General features: G+C 33.8%; 17 protein-coding genes. 14 read left to right on the top strand and 3 right to left on the bottom strand.

Translation table 11 applies throughout. From position 1 onward, the window contains the following. Positions 1-3 precede the first annotated feature (3 nt). The 3 genes from K8B81_RS02000 to K8B81_RS01990 form a co-directional block, all read right to left on the bottom strand. A complete protein-coding gene (locus K8B81_RS02000; RefSeq protein WP_223678537.1) occupies positions 4-1,107 on the bottom strand; it encodes a FecR family protein in 1,104 nt (367 codons plus the stop codon). A gap of 66 nt (positions 1,108-1,173) precedes the next feature. Next, a complete protein-coding gene (locus K8B81_RS01995; RefSeq protein WP_223678527.1) occupies positions 1,174-1,773 on the bottom strand; it encodes an RNA polymerase sigma-70 factor in 600 nt (199 codons plus the stop codon). A gap of 141 nt (positions 1,774-1,914) precedes the next feature. Next, the gene (locus K8B81_RS01990; protein ID WP_223678525.1) at positions 1,915-2,955 is read right to left on the bottom strand and encodes a GntR family transcriptional regulator; all 1,041 of its coding nucleotides are present in this window, start codon (positions 2,953-2,955) and stop codon (positions 1,915-1,917) included. A gap of 281 nt (positions 2,956-3,236) precedes the next feature. Here K8B81_RS01990 and rhaT point away from each other — a divergent pair, with 281 nt between their 5' ends. The 14 genes from rhaT to K8B81_RS01920 all read left to right on the top strand — a co-directional run bounded on the left by rhaT (position 3,237) and on the right by K8B81_RS01920 (position 20,019). Next, entirely contained in the window at positions 3,237-4,307 is a 1,071-nt protein-coding gene (gene rhaT / locus K8B81_RS01985) for an L-rhamnose/proton symporter RhaT (protein WP_223678523.1), read from the top strand. 20 nt (positions 4,308-4,327) lie between these two features. Further along, positions 4,328-6,469, top strand: coding sequence for a bifunctional aldolase/short-chain dehydrogenase (locus tag K8B81_RS01980; protein ID WP_223678521.1), 2,142 nt, complete (start codon positions 4,328-4,330; stop codon positions 6,467-6,469). Positions 6,470-6,687: 218 nt separating this feature from the next. After that, positions 6,688-7,962 carry a TIM barrel protein gene (locus tag K8B81_RS01975; RefSeq protein WP_223678519.1) on the top strand — a complete coding sequence of 425 codons (1,275 nt, stop codon included), beginning with the start codon at positions 6,688-6,690 and terminating at the stop codon, positions 7,960-7,962. Between the two features lie 124 nt (positions 7,963-8,086). Further along, entirely contained in the window at positions 8,087-9,448 is a 1,362-nt protein-coding gene (locus tag K8B81_RS01970) for an FGGY-family carbohydrate kinase (RefSeq protein ID WP_223678517.1), read from the top strand. Between the two features lie 93 nt (positions 9,449-9,541). Next, complete coding sequence (locus K8B81_RS01965) at positions 9,542-10,288, top strand: (Fe-S)-binding protein (protein WP_223678515.1); 747 nt, start codon at positions 9,542-9,544, stop codon at positions 10,286-10,288. Between the two features lie 38 nt (positions 10,289-10,326). Next, the gene (locus tag K8B81_RS01960; protein ID WP_223678513.1) at positions 10,327-11,697 is read left to right on the top strand and encodes a glycoside hydrolase family 28 protein; all 1,371 of its coding nucleotides are present in this window, start codon (positions 10,327-10,329) and stop codon (positions 11,695-11,697) included. 41 nt (positions 11,698-11,738) lie between these two features. Continuing rightward, positions 11,739-13,142, top strand: a complete 1,404-nt coding sequence (locus K8B81_RS01955; protein ID WP_223678511.1) for a lactate utilization protein B — start codon at positions 11,739-11,741, stop codon at positions 13,140-13,142. Further along, positions 13,132-13,719 (top strand): LutC/YkgG family protein, encoded by a 588-nt coding sequence (locus tag K8B81_RS01950; protein WP_223678509.1) that lies wholly within the window; start codon positions 13,132-13,134, stop codon positions 13,717-13,719. The genes K8B81_RS01955 and K8B81_RS01950 overlap by 11 nt, the downstream gene beginning before the upstream one ends. Before the next feature lie 19 nt (positions 13,720-13,738). Next, positions 13,739-14,557, top strand: coding sequence for an SDR family oxidoreductase (locus tag K8B81_RS01945; protein WP_223678507.1), 819 nt, complete (start codon positions 13,739-13,741; stop codon positions 14,555-14,557). A gap of 27 nt (positions 14,558-14,584) precedes the next feature. Next, positions 14,585-15,739 carry a mannonate dehydratase gene (uxuA, locus tag K8B81_RS01940; protein WP_223678644.1) on the top strand — a complete coding sequence of 385 codons (1,155 nt, stop codon included), beginning with the start codon at positions 14,585-14,587 and terminating at the stop codon, positions 15,737-15,739. 213 nt (positions 15,740-15,952) lie between these two features. Beyond that, positions 15,953-17,761 (top strand): type VI secretion system Vgr family protein, encoded by a 1,809-nt coding sequence (locus tag K8B81_RS01935; RefSeq protein ID WP_223678505.1) that lies wholly within the window; start codon positions 15,953-15,955, stop codon positions 17,759-17,761. 18 nt (positions 17,762-17,779) lie between these two features. Beyond that, the gene (locus K8B81_RS01930) at positions 17,780-17,947 is read left to right on the top strand and encodes a hypothetical protein (RefSeq protein WP_223678494.1); all 168 of its coding nucleotides are present in this window, start codon (positions 17,780-17,782) and stop codon (positions 17,945-17,947) included. 6 nt (positions 17,948-17,953) lie between these two features. After that, entirely contained in the window at positions 17,954-19,576 is a 1,623-nt protein-coding gene (locus tag K8B81_RS01925) for a hypothetical protein (protein ID WP_223678492.1), read from the top strand. Further along, complete coding sequence (locus tag K8B81_RS01920) at positions 19,573-20,019, top strand: hypothetical protein (RefSeq protein ID WP_223678490.1); 447 nt, start codon at positions 19,573-19,575, stop codon at positions 20,017-20,019. Before K8B81_RS01925 ends, K8B81_RS01920 begins: the two co-directional genes overlap by 4 nt. Positions 20,020-20,241: the final 222 nt, after the last annotated feature.

Raw genomic sequence — 20,241 nt, 5'->3', positions numbered from 1 at the left:
GGTTTATGGGATATTGGTAATGGTAATTTTATTTTCTTCGATGACATAGTCAAACGGGGTGTCACGTTTTAAGAGTTCTAAAATATTTTCGACACTAGATTCACTGATTTTGATAGTTCCTGTAAAATTCTGTTTGGCTAAATCTGAATTTTTATTAATAATCTCAACATCATAAGTCCGCTGAATTATTTTAGTGATGGTCGAAAATGGAGTATCTTTAAATGTAAGTTCACCCTTCGTCCAGGCTGAGTAAAAAGAAGGATCAACAGATTTTGTGGTAATTTTTCTCGAATTGTTTTGCCACGTAGCCATCTGGTTTGGTTTCAGTAAAACAGCATTTGATGGATTTTCAGTTGCATACATCTGAATACTTCCTTCCACTAAAACACTATTTACTGACGGATTCTCAGGATAAGCACTTACATTAAATTTTGTTCCCAGAACTTCAATAGCTGCCTGATTCGCATTGACTATAAAAGGATGTTCTTTGTCTTTGGCAACTTCAAAAAAAGCTTCACCAGTTAAATAAACCATTCTTTTTCCATTAACTCCAAACTGTTCCGGGTAGCGTAAAGTCGTTCCAGAGTTTAAGTTTACAACAGTTCCATCTGAAAGTGTAAGTTTAAATGTTTTACCATAAGGAACTTTAAGTGAGTTATATATTATCTCATTATTTTTGGTTTTTCCGAAGTATACAATTTGTCCCGAAAGTTTTCTGGCAATCAGTTCGCCTTTATCGTTTACTAAATTGATCTGATTATCTTTTGTGATGTATTCTGTCTTGCCGTTTCCTAATTCAAGAACAATTTCCTTTGAAGATTTTGTTTTTTGGCTAAAATTAAAAGCAATTCTACCTAAACCAAGCAGTACTAAAAATGCTGCAGCATATTGTAAGTACTTAGCAGCTTTATTTTTTGGTTTAATTTTAATTGTCGGAGCAGTATCATTTAAAATATTTTCAGAAAGGGCTGTAAGAGCCCAAGTCTTCTTTATTGTGATAAACTGCTTTTTATTTTCTTCAGAAGCATCAATCCATTCAAAAAGAGTTTGAATTTCCTCTTCTGTAGCTTCATTAGCTAAATACTTATAAATTATTTCTGATGTCATAATTGGATTTTAAACTTCTCGTTATGATAAGTACACTTCAGAAATAAAAAACCCTATGTTTAATTTTTAATTATTACAAATAAGAATAAAAATCAGGAATAAATAATCAGATAATTTGGTCTTCAAAATTTTCAAAGCCTTTGTCATATGGGCTTCTACAGCTTTTATAGTCACATTCATTTCTTCTGCGATTTCTGCATTTTTTTTATTCTCGAAACGTTTTTTTATAAAAACTTCACGGGTTTTGGGAGGTAAATCTTTTATTGATTCATTAATTATCCGTTCTAATTCGGTTAATTCTAAAGTATCGAACTGAATCGAATTTAAGACTTCAATATCCAGTTCTCTTTCTTTATGATTTAATAAATCGTTTTTGAATTTGTCTTTAACTTTATTATGACGAATAAAGTTCAGGCATTTCGATTTGGCATAGGTGTATAAAAAAGACTGAATTCCGTTTATGGATTCAATATTTTCCCTGTTTTGCCATAAATTAATGAAAGCTTCCTGAGCAAGGTTTTCGGCCTCATCTTGATCGTAAATAAACTGAACACTAAAAGAGGTAATTCTACGGAAATATTTATCATAGAAATATTTAAACGCAGCTTCTTCTCCCTTTTTAAAAGATTTAAATTCATCGGATTCGAAACGGGTATTAATATTCATCTATAATGTAGCTCCTTTACGGATTATTTTATTATCCAGGTGGTATTGAGTCAAGGCGGAGCAAAGATAAAATATTATTTATATTTATTCTAAATAAAAAACAAGATTTAAAAAATTAACATTTACAGCCTAATTTTAGAGTCATATAGAATGTCTGTCAATAAAATTAAATGGCACTTTAATTTCTCCTTTTTCTTTGTTTAAAATCATTCTGGCAGCAATTTCCCCCATTTTATTAAAATCAGTAGACATGACAGTGATTCCTAGTAAATCTTTTAAAGGAGTGTCATTGTAGGATATAACTCCTATATCGCTTCCTAATACATACTCTTCATCCCTGATTTGCTTTACTAAATTAACAAGGTCAGATTCTTCTATAGTAATAAATAAATCTCCTTTTTTAAGGATCATATCATCGTAGACTTCACTTAGAATTTCAAAATTGATTTCATGTTCAACACAAAATTTTCTAAAACCATGTAAAATTCTTCTTGGATAAGGATATACAGCTTTCTCAGGATAGACCAAAATTACTCTTTTATATTTCGTTATTTTGGTAAGTCCTTCTTTTAAAGCATTGTAAATATCGTTTTCAAAATCCTGATAGATTTTGATAACCTCACTTCCTAATCCAATTTTGATGTTATCCATAATAACAAGCTTGTCCTGTGGTATTCTCTGGATTGCTTTTGCAACTTCATCAGTAAAACTCAAATGTTTTAGTTCATCTGTTTTAAAGTGTGTTGTAATAACATAATAATCGTACGCCCCTTCAAATTTATCGAGCAGGTTTAAAAATAAAGTTTCATCGCAATGGTAGATATGCAAATCGACATGCGCATTAGCTCCTAATGTATTAATAAAAGAGCTATAGGTTTTCATTTTATAAGCACTCAGTTTATTAAATAAAAACAAAATATTGACTTTAGATTCCAGTTTTGTTCTGGTAATGTAGTATCCTTTTCCTCGTATTGAAGAAATAATTTTCCGTTCTTTTAAAATATTATAAGCTTTCTCAACGGTATCCCTGGACATATAAAACTCTTCACTGAAGTTATTTATGGACGGAATTTTTTGATTTATTTTCAGGTTACCATTAGCAATATTTTGCAGTATAGAATCTACAATTTGCTTATACTTAGGTACTCTTGAATCTTCATCTATTTTAATTAGCTTAATCATGGTTGGTGTAGTAAAGTTTCTCTTTTATGTCAGAGTCCGGATTATAAATTGCATAATACGTAATAATTTTCTTTAAAAAGCACTAAAAGATATTAAATATTCATGCGTTCGCTAAAATATGAATTTTAAATTTAAAAAATGCAATAAAGCCAATCTTATCGCAATAATTTATGATTTAATATAAATATAAATTAGAGAAAGGACAGTACAGGATAGTTTTCTTTTTTACATTCTCTTATTTTACCAAACCAATAACTATCAACTAAACCACTAAGAATTAAATGGAATCATTACTCGGAATTATTTTTCACTCCATTGGGGGATTTTCTTCAGGCAGTTTTTATATGCCTTTTAAAAAAGTTAAAGACTGGGCCTGGGAAAGTTACTGGTTAATAGGAGGTTTTTTCTCCTGGTTGATTGTACCGCCAATAGCTGCTTATTTGACTATTCCGAATTTTACTGAAATCATTGCTACAGCAACCCCATCAGTTAAAGCGTTGGCGTACACAATGGGATTGATTTGGGGAATTGGAGGATTGACTTACGGATTGGGTGTTCGCTATTTAGGGATGTCATTAGGAAATTCAATCACTTTAGGATTTTGTTCTGCTTTTGGCGCTTTGATTCCGCCAATCTATTATAATTTCAATGCAGTAGAAGGCAAAGAGTCAATTAGTGATATGTTTGCTAACCCAGGTGGACAAATGGTTTTAGCTGGTGTACTAATATGTATTATAGGTATAGCTATTTTAGGAAAAGCAGGAATGCTAAAAGAGAAAGATTTTGCAACAGGTCACGAAGATAAAGACAAAGATTTTAGTTTAGTAAAAGGTTTAATCATTGCTATTGTATCCGGTATTTTAAGCTCTTTCTTTAATTTCGGAATTGAAGCAGCAAAACCAATGGCTGATGTGGCTAATGAAGCATGGAAAGTAATGCATCCAAATCAGGGGGAATTCCTGTTTCAGAATAATGTTAGTTACATCGTTATACTTTGGGGCGGATTAACAACAAACTTTATATGGTGTATCTATCTTAATTTTAAAAATAAGACTTTTAGTAATTACACTGATACTAAAACACCTATTTCAAAAAATATACTTTTTTCTGCTATTGCAGGTACCATGTGGTTTCTTCAGTTTTTCTTCTATGGAATGGGAGAAAGTAAATTAGGAAATGGAGCCAGCTCATGGATTTTACATATGTCAACTATCATACTTACCGCTAACTTCTGGGGATTTTATCTGAAAGAATGGACCGGTGTAACTAAAAAAACGTTCAACACCTTTATGTTGGGCATCGGACTCATCATGTTATCTATTGTTGTAGTCGGAATTGGGAATTCTTTATAATAATCAATTAATATATTAAAATGTCAAATATAAACACAAACAATATGACTTTTCAGCATGTAAGCTATCTTTGGGATGATGCTAAAGCTGCAGCACTAGCAGGAGATGAAGTAGCTCTTTTTATCTATCGCTCTAATTTATTAGGGGCAGATTTAAGACTTACTAATTATGGAGGAGGAAACACTTCAGTTAAAATTACAGATAAAGACCCATTGACAGGCGCAAGCTCAGAGGTAATGTGGATTAAAGGTTCTGGTGGAGATATCGGAACATTAACAAAATCAGGTTGTGCTGCTTTATATTTAGACAGATTACGCAATCTTGAAAATGTGTACAGAGGAATTGAATTTGAAGATGAAATGGTAGAGTTATTCAATCACTGTATTTTTGATTTAGCTTCAAAAGCACCTTCTATTGATACACCTTTACATGGTTTCTTACCATTTAAACATATTGATCACTTGCATCCTGATGCTGCTATTGCTATTGCTGCAGCAAAAGACGGAGCAAAAATCACAGAAGAATTATTCGACGGAGAAATCGGTTGGGTAGGTTGGCAGCGTCCAGGCTTCGACTTAGGGCTTCAATTGAGAAGCTGTCTGGAAGAAGCGGAGAAAAAAGGAAAAAAATTACGAGGTATCATGTTAGGTTCTCATGGTTTGTTTACATGGGGAGATACTGCTTACGAAAGTTATATCAACACACTTGAAGTTATTGAAAAATGTGCTGAGTACTTAGAAAGTAACTACGGAAAAAAACGTCCTGTTTTTGGAGGTAAAAAAATCGACAGCCTTCCGGAAGCGGATCGTAAATTAAAAGCAGCAAAAGTAGCTCCGATCTTAAGAGGTTTCTGTTCTTCAGAGCGTCAGATGATTGGTCATTATACAGACGATGCAAGAGTTTTGGAATTCATTAATTCTAATGATTTATCAAAATTAGCTCCGTTAGGAACTTCTTGCCCTGATCACTTTTTACGTACGAAAATCAGTCCTTTGGTTTTAGAATTAGATCCAAACGAAGATTTATCAGATGTAAATGCAATCAAAGCAAAATTAACTCCTGCCTTTGAAGCTTACAGAACAATGTACAAAGACTATTACAATGCCTGTAAAAAGTCTAATTCGCCTGCAATGCGTGATCCAAATCCAGTTGTAATTTTATATCCTGGAGTTGGTATGTTTACGTTTGCCAAAGATAAAACGATGGCTCGTTTAGCATCGGAATATTATATCAATGCTGTAAATGTAATGAAAGGTGCAGAAGCGGTTTCTGAATACACTTCTTTGCCTCACCAGGAAGCTTTTGATATCGAATACTGGTTGTTAGAAGAAGCAAAATTACAGCGTATGCCAAAACCAAAAGCACTTTCAGGAAGAGTAGCTTTAGTTACCGGTTCTGCTGGTGGAATTGGTAAAGCTATCGCTAAAAGATTTGCTGAAGAAGGTGCTTGTGTAGTAATCAACGATATTAATGAAGAGCGTTTAGAAGGTGCAAAAGCAGAGTTCATCAAAACATTTGGAAGAGATGCAGTTTCAAGTACAATATTAAACGTTACTGACGATGTAAGTACAGAGAAAGCATTAGACGCTGCTTGTTTAGCATTTGGTGGTGCTGATATTATCATCAACAATGCAGGTATCAGTATTTCAAAATCTATTGCTGAGCATACTCTTGAAGAGTGGGACAGATTATATGATATTTTGGTGAAAGGACAATTTATTGTTTCTAAAGCCGGAATTGAAGTAATGCGAAAACAAGGTTTTGGTGGAGATATCGTAAACATTGTTTCTAAAAATGCAGTAGTAGCGGGTCCAAACAATCCTGGATACGGTTCTGCAAAAGCGGCTCAGGCACATTTAACACGCTTGATGGCTGCTGAATTAGGTGCTGATAAAATTCGTGTAAATACAGTTAATCCTGATGCAGTTATTTCAGATTCTAATATCTGGTCTGGCGGATGGGCTGAAGGCCGTGCAAAAGCTTACGGAATTACCGTTGAAGAATTGCCTGCTTACTACGCGAAACGTACCTTATTAAATGAAATTATATTGCCTGATGATATTGCAAACGCATGTTTCGCATTCGTAGGAGGACTGTTGAATAAATCGACAGGAAACGCCCTGAATGTAGACGGCGGAGTAACAATGGGCTTTTACCGATAAGTTGTTTAGTTTTTTTTAAGTTTATTTAACAAAGTGGTTTTTGTTTTCTAACGTTCGATTCTGTCGGACGTTAGATTTTTTATGACAATTGTATTTTATAAATAAATTTCCTAAACACTGTAAGAACAACAAAAAAAACACAAAAAAGTAACGTATAACAAGGGTTTGGTTTATAGAAATAGCCTTATATTGTAAACCCTATTTAAAAATAAATAAGTATGTTAATTCAATCAAACACTATCGCATCTCATAATGATGGTTTATTAAAAAAACATCAGAATAAATTAATTTTTACAGCTTCTGAAATTGCAGAAAGTGAAGCTATTATTCAAAAATTAATCGATTTTCAAATTGCAATCCCATCATGGGCTTTAGGAACAGGAGGAACAAGATTTGGACGTTTTGCAGGTGGTGGGGAACCTCGTTCATTAGAAGAAAAAATCGAAGATGTAGGTTTGCTTCATAAATTAAATAATGCTTCAGGTGCCATTTCTTTGCATATTCCATGGGACATTCCAACAGACTATAATGCAATTAAAACGCTTGCCGGACAACACGGATTAAAATTTGATGCCATGAACTCAAATACTTTCCAGGATCAGGCAAATGCGGAACATACATATAAATACGGTTCTTTACAAAACGTAAATAAAGCAGTTCGTAAACAGGCGATTGCTCACAATATCGAAGTTATTAAACATGGAATCGAATTAGGATCTGACTCATTGACTGTTTGGTTAGCGGATGGTTCTAACTTCCCGGGACAGTTAAACTTCCGTCGCGCCTACCAAAATACATTAGAAAGTTTAGAAGAAATCTACGATGCATTGCCTTCAGACTGGAAATTATTTTTAGAATACAAATGTGCTGAACCAAACTTTTATTCTACAACAGTTGCTGATTGGGGACAGTCTTATTCATACGTTCAGAAATTAGGTGATAAAGCAAAAACACTTGTAGACTTAGGACACCATTTACCAAACGCTAATATTGAGCAGATTGTTTCTATTTTGCTGATGGATGATAAATTAGGTGGTTTCCATTTTAATGATTCAAAATATGGTGATGACGATTTAACTGCAGGAGCTTTAAAACCGTACCAGTTATTCTTGATTTTCAACGAATTGGTTGAAGGAATGGATGCCCGCGGAATGAACCACGCCAAAGATTTAGGATGGATGATTGATGCCTCACACAACGTAAAAGATCCTTTGGAGGATTTATTGCAGTCTGTTGAAGCAATTATGATTGCTTATGCTCAGGCGCTTTCTGTAGACAGAAAAGCATTAGAAATTGCTCAGGAAGAAAATGATGTAGTAAAAGCACAGGAAATTCTTCAAAATACTTTCCGTACAGATGTTCGTGCATTAGTTGCTGAGGCTCGTTTACGTTCAGGCGCAGCGTTAAACCCGGTTGAATTATACCGAAGCCTTGACGTTAGAGGAAATCTAATTGGCGAAAGAGGTTTAAAAACCGTGGCTACAGGATTATAATTAAAAGTCATAAGTTATAAGTTGAGTTATCGTTGTTTATATTGATTTTTAGGTATATGGACGAATAACTTTGGAATCTTAGGAAAACTCATAACTCATAACCCATAACTCAGAACTAAAACAAATGAATGTAGTTGCAATTTTTGATATTGGTAAAACCAACAAAAAAGTATTTTTATTTGATGAAAATTATAAAATCGTTTGGGAAAAATCAGTAAATCTGGACGAAACGGTTGATGAAGACGGCTTTCCCTGCGAAGATATTGATGTACTGAAAAAGTGGATTCTCGAGCGATTATCAGAAATAAAAGAACTAAACAATTATGTTCTGAAAGCAATTAATTTCAGCACTTACGGAGCTAGTTTTGTTTATATTGATGAAGATGGCAACTCTTTGACGCCTTTATACAATTATTTGAAAGATTATCCGGAAGAACTGAAAAATGGTTTTTATAAAAAATACAAAGGAGAAGAAGTTTTTGCAGTAAAAACAGCTTCTCCTGTTTTAGGAAGCCTGAATTCCGGAATGCAGATTTACAGATTAAAAGAAGAAAATCCGGAATTATTTGACAAAGTAAAATATTGCCTGCATTTACCGCAATATTTAAGTTTTCTTTTAACGGGTGAAGCTTATACTGATATTACCAGCATTGGATGCCATACAAATCTTTGGAATTTTAAAAAGATGAAGTATCACAAATGGCTGAAAAATGAAGGTATAAAAGAGAAACTTCCACCAATCCATCCAGGAAAAGATGTGATAAAAAAAGAAAATGATCTGGCTGTAGGGATTGGTTTGCACGATAGTTCATCGGCAATTATTCCTTATACGATCAATTTTACAGAACCTTTCGTTTTATTGTCAACCGGAACATGGAGCATTTCCCTGAATCCTTTTAACAATAAGCCATTAACGTTTGAAGAACTTGAAAATGATTGTTTGTGTTATATGCAATATACCGAAAAACCAGTAAAAGCAGCACGTTTGTTTTCTGGTAACGAACATGAAGTTCAGGCAAAAAGACTGGCTGAACATTTCAAAGTACCTTTTGATACTTTTAAAAATGTCTATTTTGATAAAAAAATTGTATCGAATTTAAGAGCGGTAAATTTTCAAATCGTTTATCCTAAAAAATATGATTTTGATATTCTGAAAGAATGCCCATTTCAAAAGAGAGATCTTTCTGTTTTCAAAACATACGAAATTGCATATCATCAATTAATGCTGGATCTTGTTGAACAACAAGTTTTTTCAACTAATTTAGTAATTCATAACAGCCCGGTAAAGAAAATTTTCGTGGATGGAGGTTTTAGTAAAAATTCAATTTTCATGAATTTACTGGCTGAAGCTTTCCCGGATATAGAAGTTTATGCCGCATCAATGGCTCAGGCAAGTGCTTTGGGCGCTGCATTAGCGATTCATCAAAACTGGAATCCTAAGCCTATCCAGAATGATTTGATTGATTTGAAATTTTATAAGCACTAAACAAAAATTTTAAGCTGGTAAAATAAATAAACGGCATAGAAATATAGATTTAATGGCTAAAAACTATGTTGTTAAAATAAAATAAATATTAAAATGAAAATTGGACTTTTTATACCATGCTACGTCGACCAATTTTATCCCAAAGTAGGTATAGCAACCTATGAGTTATTATTAAAATTAGGTTGCGATGTTCATTTTCCAATGAAACAAACCTGCTGTGGACAGCCTATGGCAAACAGCGGATATGAATATTTAACCAAAGGCTGTGATGCAAACTTTATAGCCAATTTTTCAGAATTTGATTATATCGTTTGCCCATCAGGAAGTTGTGTCCTGCATGTAAAAGATCATTTGCATGATGAAAAACAGGAAGAACTTGCTTCTGCAATGCGAAAAAAAGTTTTTGAATTAACAGAGTTCATTACTGATGTTTTAAAGGTTGACTCTATTGAAGGGGACTTTCCATTCAGGGTAGGAATGCACCAAAGCTGCCACGGACAGCGCGGACTTAAGCTTTCGCAGATGACCGAATTAAACACACCTTTTTTCTCTAAACCGGGACAATTATTAAGCAAAATAAACGGTCTGGATTTGGTTTCCTTAAGCAGAAAAGACGAATGCTGTGGTTTTGGAGGTACTTTTTGTGTGACGGAGGAAGCTGTTTCCGTAAAAATGGGGCAGGACCGAATCAAAGATCATGAAAAACATGATGTTGATTATATTACAGGTGGTGATATGTCTTGTCTAATGCATTTGGAAGGTATTTTGAACAGACAAAAAAGCCCTATTAAAACCATTCATATTGCTGAGATATTAAATTCATCAACTATTAAAATTTAAATAAGTACTAAATTTTAAGTTGTAAAAGACCACTTTAAATGAAAAAATTAACGTTCGGTTTTGTATTAGTACTTTCGCTTATTTTTTTGTCGTTCAAAAAAGATTCGTCTTTGGTAACGTTAAAAGAAGTAGTGGTAAAAGCGCCTTTTGAAATGCCGGCTATAAAAATTCCGGATTTTGGTAAGTGTAAAGAGTTTTCAATTGTTGATTTTGGAGCGGTTCACGGAAATAAAAACAAAACTTCTGAAGCAATAAATAAGGCTATTATCAAAGCAAACAAAGCAGGTGGAGGAATTGTCGTTATACCGGAAGGCGAATGGCTGACAAAGAAATTCCACTTTAAAAGCAATGTTAATCTTCATTTAAAAAAAGGTGCTGTTTTACTTTTTTCAGAAGATCCGAATGATTATCTCCCAGCAGTAAACTCAACCTGGGAAGGGTATGAATGCTTCAATTATTCGCCATTAATTTATGCTTATAAATGTAAAAATATTGCCATTACAGGTGAAGGCGAACTGAAAGCTAAAATGGACATCTGGAAACAATGGTTCACGCGTCCTAAATCACATATGGAAAGCCTGAAAAAATTGTACAATCTGGCTTCGTACAACAAACCGATGAAAGAGCGTCAAATGGCAAATGATACTGCCCGCTTTCGTCCGCAGTTCATTCAGTTTAACCGTTGCGAAAATATTTTGATAGATGGTATTTCGATTACAAACAGTCCTTTTTGGACCATTCATCCTTTTTTATCTAAAGATGTTGTGCTTAGAAATCTAAAAGTATATGCACATGGTCACAATAATGACGGAGTTGACCCTGAAATGAGCCAAAACGTATTAATTGAAAATTGTGTTTTTGACCAGGGTGACGATGCCATTGCCATAAAATCAGGTTGTGGGAAAAATGCTTGGCTATTAAATACACCTTCAAAAAATATTGTTATTCGTAATTGTACCGTAAAAAATGGTCATCAGTTAGTAGCTATTGGAAGTGAATTATCCGGCGGAATTGAAAATGTTTTTATCGACAATTGCACGGTTGTGGATGGCGCAAAACTGAACCATCTTCTTTTCATCAAAACAAATGAACGCAGGGGAGGATTTGTAAAAAACATCTATATGAGCAATATTGTTTCAGGTAAAATTGACGCAGGAATCCTGGGCATCGATACAGACGTTTTGTATCAATGGAGAACTTTGGTTCCAACAATTGAACGCAGACTGACGCCAATAAAAAATGTATATCTTGAAAATGTAAAAGCAACAAATGTGAAGTTTATTTCGAAAATTTCAGGACAGAAAGAACTTCCGGTAGAAAATATATTTTTAACTAATGTTGCTGCTGATGTTGTGAAAGAAAATCAAAACATACATGAAAATGTTTTGAATTTTGTAAATAAAAATTGATTATAAATTGATCTTAACGGATTTATTTTAAACTATAAAAAATGTCTTCAGAAAAAACAATACCACATAGCGAAGCCGCCACACGTTTTAACAAAGATGTTGAACGGGTAAACTGGCATGATGAAACACTTTGGTTTGTTCGTGAAAAACGTGACAGGGCTGCACACCAGATTCCGGATTGGGAATTGTTAAGGGAAACGGCTTCACAAATTAAGCATAATGTACTCTCAAATATTCATGATTATTTGATTGAATTTGAAGAAAATGCTCAAAAAAACGGAATAACTGTTCACTGGGCAGCCGATGCAAAAGAGCATAATGAAATCGTACATTCAATAATGGCAAAACATGATGTAAAGCAAATGGTAAAATCCAAATCAATGCTTACTGAAGAATGCCATTTAAACGATTATCTGGCAGAAAAAGGAATTGAAGTTATCGATTCTGATTTAGGGGAATACATTGTTCAGCTTCGTAAAGAACCGCCAAGCCATATCGTTTTACCTGCTATTCACCTTAAAAAAGAAGATGTAAGTGAAACTTTCCATGAGCATTTAGGCACCGAAAAAGGAAATTTTAATCCGCAATATTTAACTGAATCTGCTCGACAAAGTTTAAGAAATACTTTTTTAACGAGGAAAGTAGCCTTAACCGGGGTTAATTTTGCTGTTGCAGAAACCGGAGAATTCGTAGTATGTACAAATGAAGGAAATGCAGATATGGGAGTACATTTGGCAGACGTGCATATTGCCTGTATGGGATTCGAAAAACTGGTTCCGCAGCGTAAACATTTGGGTGTTTTCTTAAGATTATTGGCAAGAAGTGCAACAGGACAGCCTATTACTACTTTTTCAAGCCATTTTAAAAAACCAAGAGAAGGTCAGCAAATGCATATTGTGATTGTGGATAACGGAAGAAGCAAACAATTAGGAAGAGAAGAATTTAGAAACTCCTTAAAATGTATTCGCTGTGGTGCCTGTATGAATACCTGTCCCGTTTACAGACGAAGCGGAGGACACAGTTATCACAATGCGGTTGCCGGACCAATTGGTTCTATTTTGGCACCAAATTTAGATATGAGTAAAAATGCCGATTTGCCTTTTGCGAGTACGCTTTGTGGCTCTTGCACGAATGTCTGTCCTGTTAAAATTGATATTCATGATCAATTGTACAAATGGCGTCAGGTATTGGTTAAAGAAGGCCATACGCCAACATCAAAAACAATAGCGATGAAAACGATGGCAACTGTTCTGGCAAATCCAACGATTTTCAATATTGCAGGTAAATCAGGAAGATTCATGATGAAAAATATTCCTGCTGCAGTAAATAATAAGATGAACAAATGGTATGACCAGCGTGAAATGCCAGCTGTTCCCGAAGAATCTTTTAGGGAATGGTACAAGAAAAATTCACGTGAATCTAAAGCTAAGAATAATGAGCAGTAAAGCAGAAATATTAAAGAAAATAAAACAAAATCAGCCAGAAATCATTACCGAATTACCGGATCTGGATCTTTTAAGGTCAAATAACCCAAATGTTCTGGAAACGTACAAAACGGTTCTTAAAAATATTGGAGGAGAGAGCGTTGAAGTGGCTAATTATATTGAGATTTTAGATTTTATCAGAAAGAATTATTCACTCGACAGGAGAATTATCACCACAATTCCTGAACTTTCTGAAGTGGCATCATTAGATTGGAAAAATGATGATCCACACACACTTCAGGATGTGGAATTAGTAGTTGTAAAAGGTCATTTTGGTGTAGCAGAAAATAGTGCAATATGGGTTACTGATGATATTTTAGGACAGCGTGTAGCTCCTTTTATTGCCCAATATTTAGCAATCATAATAAATAAAAATGACATATTAGCAACGATGCACCAGGCTTACAAAAGAATTGGTAATATGGAGTACGGTTTCGGGACTTTTATTGCGGGACCTTCAAAAACAGCAGATATTGAACAATCTTTAGTGTTGGGCGCACACGGCGCAAGAGGATTAATTGTATTTTTGCTGAATTGAAACTAAAAAACTAAAAAAATTGAAAACAGATTTTACATTAGAAGGAAAAGTAATCATTGTTACTGGTGCAACCGGAGTTCTAGGTGAAGCCTTTGTTAACGGTATAGCTGCAGCAGGTGGTATTGTTGGTGTTTTGGGAAGAAACGAAAAAGTAGCCAATGAAAGAGCAGAATTAATTGTTAAAAACGGTGGACAAGCCATCGCTTTAATTGCAGATGTAACGATTGAAAGTGATTTGATAAAAGCACGTGACCTTGTTCTTTCAAAATACGGAAAAATTGATGGTTTGGTAAATGCTGCCGGCGGAAATATGCCGGATGCTGTAATTCAGTCAGATCAGGATATTTTTAAACTTAATATGGATGCTTTGCAAAAAGTAATGAACCTGAATTTATTCGGAACACTTTTGCCAACTCAGGTTTTTGGAGAAGTGATCAAAAACAATGAAAGTGTCGGAAGCATCGTAAATATCTCTTCTGTAGCAACAGAACAGGCGATAACAAAAGTTTTAGGATACAGTCTGGCTAAATCAGCTATTGACTCTTACACCAAATGGTTTTCTGTTGAAATGGCAAAACGATACGGGGATAAAATAAGAATGAATTCTATCGTTCCAGGTTTTTTCTTAACAGAGCAAAACCGTACGTTATTGACTAATCCTGACGGAAGTTTAACAGAAAGAGGCAATTTAATCATAGCAAACACACCTTACAAACGTTTTGGAAATCCCGACGAATTAATTGGAGCTTTAATTTGGTTGCTAAGTGATGCTTCAAAGTTTGCTACCGGTTCAAAAGTGACTATCGATGGTGGTTTTACAATTTTTAGTGGTGTATAATTTTAAGAAAAGAAAAGTATGAACAGAATGATACAAACCTGGAGATGGTTCGGGCCAAATGATCCAGTAAGTTTACAACATATAAAACAAACCGGTGCTACCGGAATTGTAACAGCCCTACACCACGTTCCTCACGGAGATGTATGGACGGTTGAAGAAATCAATAAAAGAAAAGCTGAAGTTGAAGCATACGGTCTGACATGGGATGTAGTGGAAAGTATCACGGTTCACGAAGACATCAAAACAAAAACCGGAGATTATCAGCTTTATATCGAAAAATACAAAGAGAGCATTCGTAATGTTGCTGCTTGTGGGATTAAAATTATTACGTATAATTTCATGCCCGTTAACGACTGGACAAGAACGCAACTGGACTATGTAATGCCTGACGGTTCTGAAGCTTTGTATTTTAACTGGGTGGATCTGGCGATTTTTGATATTTATATTTTAAAAAGAGAAAATGCAGAAAGCAGTTTTCCTGAAAGTATTGCAGCTAAAGCAAAAGAACGCTTTAGTACCTTAAACGAAGAGCAATTACAAGCATTATCTGATGTGGTGATGTTTGGGATTCCGGGAGAGAAAAAGATGACCGTTGCCGATATGCAGGCAAAATTAAAGCCATATAAAAACATTGACAGAGCAGCTTTAAGAGAAAATCTAAGTTATTTTTTAAATGAAATTTGTCCGGTTGCTGATGAAGTTGGAGTAAAATTAGCCATTCATCCGGATGATCCTCCTTTTGATATTTTAGGATTGCCCCGTATTGTAAATTCAATGGAAGATTATGATTTTATTCTTTCTAAGGCGCCTTATAAGTCAAATGGAATTTGTTTCTGTACCGGTTCTCTTGGTGCATCAGAAAAGAACAATTTGCCGGAAATAGCAAAAGCTTTAGGTGTTAAAATACATTTTATACACTTGCGAAATGTACGCAGGGACGAAGAAGGTAATTTTTTTGAAGCAGATCATTTAGACGGAAATGTCGATATGTATGCAGTAGTAAAAGAATTATTACTAATACAAAAAAACAATAATCTTTCAATTCCGTTTAGACCTGATCACGGACATCAAATGTTAGATGATTTAGGGAAAGTAAACAATCCGGGGTATTCTGCTATTGGAAGACTAAGAGGTTTAGCAGAATTAAGAGGACTTGAAGAAGGTATTATTCGATCATTGTAATAATATATAGTATTAGGAAATTTTTAAGGTTGTCAGAGTTTTTTTTACTCTGACAACCTTTTTTTTTGCATCCATATCAAAGATTATTTAATAATTCGAAATGTATTTACTGCAAAAAAATATAAGTAAATTATTGTTATAATTTATTTGTATAATTAATTTTAAAGTCTATTTTTGAGAAAAAATTCTTACTTAATATATCAGCAATAACTTATGGGACATTTTTCAGAACAGGTACATATCAGCATAGGGAGCTTTACCCAAAACGTCGTTTATCATAATTTAGAATTGTCGCAAAAGATGGCCGATCACCATCATTTTTCTTTTGTATGGCAATACACAGGCAAGGCGATCATAAACCCGGCAGATCAGGCAAAGGCATTGCGAAAGTATCTTGGCGATGAAGTTATCTTTACCTTTAAAAGTCTTACCGGAATCAGGTTGATGAGCAAAGGAATCATAACAGAACTCTCCTCTGTAGATCTTCATGGCAGCCCCGAAGGATTGCATGTCAAAGGGATCAGCCACACTATTGTTCTGGACGATATGAAAAAGTCAAGGACCTACCAGCAAAGGGGCATGAATGATATCGTGCTGGATATTTTAGCAGAAGGTCCGGGAGAATTTTACGAAAGAGATGCTATAAAATCCACGTATCTTCAGGAATTCAAATACCTGGCCCAGTACAATGAAACCAATTTTGATTTCTTGAAACGATTGGCCAGACGACACGGCCAATGGTTCTATTTTGACGGAATGCGGATGCAGTTCGGACAGACCAAAACCAGCAAAATAAAACTCATCAACGGGTCTTCGCTGCATGGATTTAAAATCCAGACCAACATGGCTTCCCATAAAATTTCTTTGGGAGGCTATGATTACAATGGGGCATCTAATATTCGTAATGCCTCCGCAAGAACTTCATCAGGAAGCAAAGACAGTTTTTCTTCCGTTGTAGGACATAACCAGGGAACTGTTGCCCAAAACGATTTGAACAATGGAGCTTACACCACCAATGCCCAAAGCAGCGAAGAAATACAGGAAATGGTCAGACTGCAGACCGCAGGCAGCGACGCCAATAGTGTATACTACAGTGGAATATCTTATTTCCCGTTAGGACTTGGACAGGTTTTCAGCATCATAAACCAGACTGTAGAGCATGAACTGATTGTGACAGAAGTAACACATATTTCTCAGGTCCACGGAAATTATTCCTGTAATTTCAAAGCCATTCCAGCAGACGTTGCAGCCCCTCATTATACAGAGGTAAATGTATTTGCAAAAGCAGAAACACAGCCTGCGAAGGTAAAGGACAACAACGATCCGGAAGGATTAGGACGTGTAAAAGTACAATTCAATTGGGCAGGTGGAAACAATTCAAGCGAATGGCTTCGAATGATTCAGCCACATTCTGGCTCGGGCAAAGGATTTTACTTTATTCCCGAAATTGGTGAAGAGGTTTTGGTAGGTTTTGAAGGCGATAATGCACAGAATCCGTATGTTTTAGGGACTCAATACAATGGAAGCGCTACCAGTGGTTATGCAGATGGTCAGAATAATGTTAAGGCGATTCATACGCGCTCGGGAATCAAATTTATTTTGAACGACGGTGAAGGAAGTATTTTGATTGAAGATCCGAGTGGTAATACCTGGAAGATGGATGGTCAGGGAAACATAGATGTGAGTGCGCCAAAGAATTTTACAGTAAAGGCTGGGGAAAATGTTAGTATTACCGCAGGTAAAAATGTTTCTGTCAGTGCAGGAGAAAATATTGATAATTCTGCAAATAAAGATATTTCTCAAACAGCGGGTCACGATATTTCTCAAAAAGCTGCCGGAGATTTTACTGAGAGTGCTAATAATAAAACGGAGATTATTGAACAAAAACATATTCGAAGTTCATTACAATCTACTCAACATGCAGAGAAATTAACTGTATTTAGTACAAAAGAAAATATGCTTTTGGAAAGCAGTCAAAAAACTGTTGAAGTAAACAGTGCAGAAAAATCAAATATGTTTTAATCTTTAAAAAATCATTTTATGGCAATCAATAAAATAGCAAAGAATTTATATGTTAGAATTAAAGGCAACTACATTAGTGAAAGTCAGGTTTTTTTAGAAACTTCCGAAAAAGTTGAAATTGTAGCTACAAAAGAAAACTTGAAATTAATTTCAAATAAAAAAATTCAAATGAAAGGTAATAAATAAATACATATGGCAAACGTAGAATTCGGAAAACCTAGATTTCAACCACCAGTAATGAATGATGAAAACATGTCAGAAGTAACTGCTGTATATTTTGCAAAAAGAATATTAACCCCTGTTTATGAAAATACAGAAGAAGTTATTACAGCAAAAAAAGGAGAGAATAAAAAAAAGATAAAAGCACGATTTGTCACAGAACAGAAAATAAAAAAGGAGGACTTAGTCAATTATGAGGCTGAAACAAATTTTGAAAAAGCTAAAGGAGGCGAAAAAGTAACAATAACTTATAAAAAGAAAGTAAGAGATTCAATTTCATTCAAAAAAATCACAAAAGCCAAGATAAAAGAAAAAGTATGGGTAGTTGCAACTTGCAACGGAACAACAGGAAAACTATCTGTTGAAATCAATGAAAACAAACTTACGAATACTGAAGCAGTTTATGATAACCCTGTAAAATTCTTGGTGGAAGAAGAAGAAAAAACAAAGATTGAATTTGAAATTTATAAAGACATAATTGTTACGCCTAATACTTATGCTAAAGAAATTACGCTTCAGCCCAAAAGCAAAGAAGATGTAAAAACTCTAATAGATAAATTCAATAAACGAACAGATAAAAATGCTTTCCTTTATTTTAAAGCTGAAAATGCTGATGCAACCTATCAACTAAAGATCTTTGAAGAAAATAAAGAATTTATAAACAAAGATGGTGAAAGATTAGAGGTTAAATATTGTAATTGTGGTGAAAAATATCGAGAAACAGTTGAATGTACTAGATATGGAAGTATTTATGGACCTGCTTATTGGGGGGAATTACCCTTAAAAGATTTTCCAAAATGGGATGATTTAATAAAAAATAGTATTATAACTATAGATGAAAAATCAATTTTAATAGCAATGTCAGAAAATGAAGGGAAATTAGATTCTATACAATCTTATGATAGTGAAATTTTAACAGCTGGTGCTATGCAAAAAACAATTAATCCCGAAGGTTACGGTGAATTGCCAATTCAATTTTGGGAATTCAAAAAAAGTTATCCGGAAAAATATATACTGTATTTAGAAAATTGTAATTGGAAAGTTGAAGAAGAAAAAAAGGAAAAAAAAGATAAAAAAGGAATTGTAATAAGCACTAATTATAAATATAAAGCTAAATATAAAGATTTATCAGGTAAAGAACTTAAAGATAAAATTCGTGAAGGTTTTGAAAAAAATAAATTTAAGACAAAAGTTAATTGTGAACCTATTGAGCCAATTATAAGGTTAATGAAAGATAGTGATTATCAAATTATACAAATTAAAGATTTTATTAAACGATTAAACAGTTCATTAGACAAAAAACCAGCTGGCTATTCATTGAAAATATCTGCTTTTATTAGTTCTAACTTAGGAAAAGCTTTAGTTTTAGATAATGATGTTAATAGACCAGGACAAGTTGATGATTGTTTTGGAGAGGCTTTAGATTCATTTTTTAAAAAAAATCCAAAGGTTTCAAAAATACCATCAGAATGGGGTACCAATTTTTCAACTTACGAAGATGAAATATTAGAGATTTATGGGCCTTTAAGAGGTGAAGGTTCTTATACTATGACAAGCGCAACCAAAAGATATAATGATTTAAAATCTAAATTATGATAAAAAAACTTTTTCTTTTAACAATATGCTCTCTGCTTTCAAATTTTTTATTTTCACAAAAAAAGATTTTAGCTAAATATGCTCTTTCTCAAAAAATAAGTAGTGATTATGAATTAGTCTTCCTAAAATATAATAAAAACTATAATTTGTATTCAAACCCAAGAATATTACACAAAGGTAAATTAAAATTAGTTTCAGGTTTTGACGAAAGTAATTACAGTGGGGCAAAAATAAAGATATCAAAAAACAAAAAGTATTTTGTTTTAGATAATATTATTAAAGGTTATGCATATGTACAGAATGATAGTGTTCTGCATGAAAATTACAATTGTGTAATTATTGATATTAAAAAGTCAAAAATAGTTTATAGAATGCAATCTGATTGTGGAGGAAAATGGAATAAAAAAAATCAATGGGTTTACAAAAATGAAATTTTATTTTGAAAATTTCAATCCTCAAAAAGGGAGAAATAGATTTGCTGAAATATTATAACACACAAGTCAATGATCTTTTTTTCAAAAGTAGCGATAAACATTGTATTAAATTCTTTTTGCGAAAAAAAATGATACCCAGAAGTTCTAAGTGCAATCAAAGGTGTAAAACAAACCTATGGTATTTCAGGAACGATTAGTGCGGGTAAAAGTATATTTTGGAAAAGAACAAAA

The sequence above is a fragment of the Flavobacterium hibisci genome (genome assembly GCF_020026925.1).
In the GTDB taxonomy this organism is placed as follows: domain Bacteria; phylum Bacteroidota; class Bacteroidia; order Flavobacteriales; family Flavobacteriaceae; genus Flavobacterium; species Flavobacterium hibisci.
This window is presented reverse-complemented; position numbering and strand designations above follow the sequence as displayed.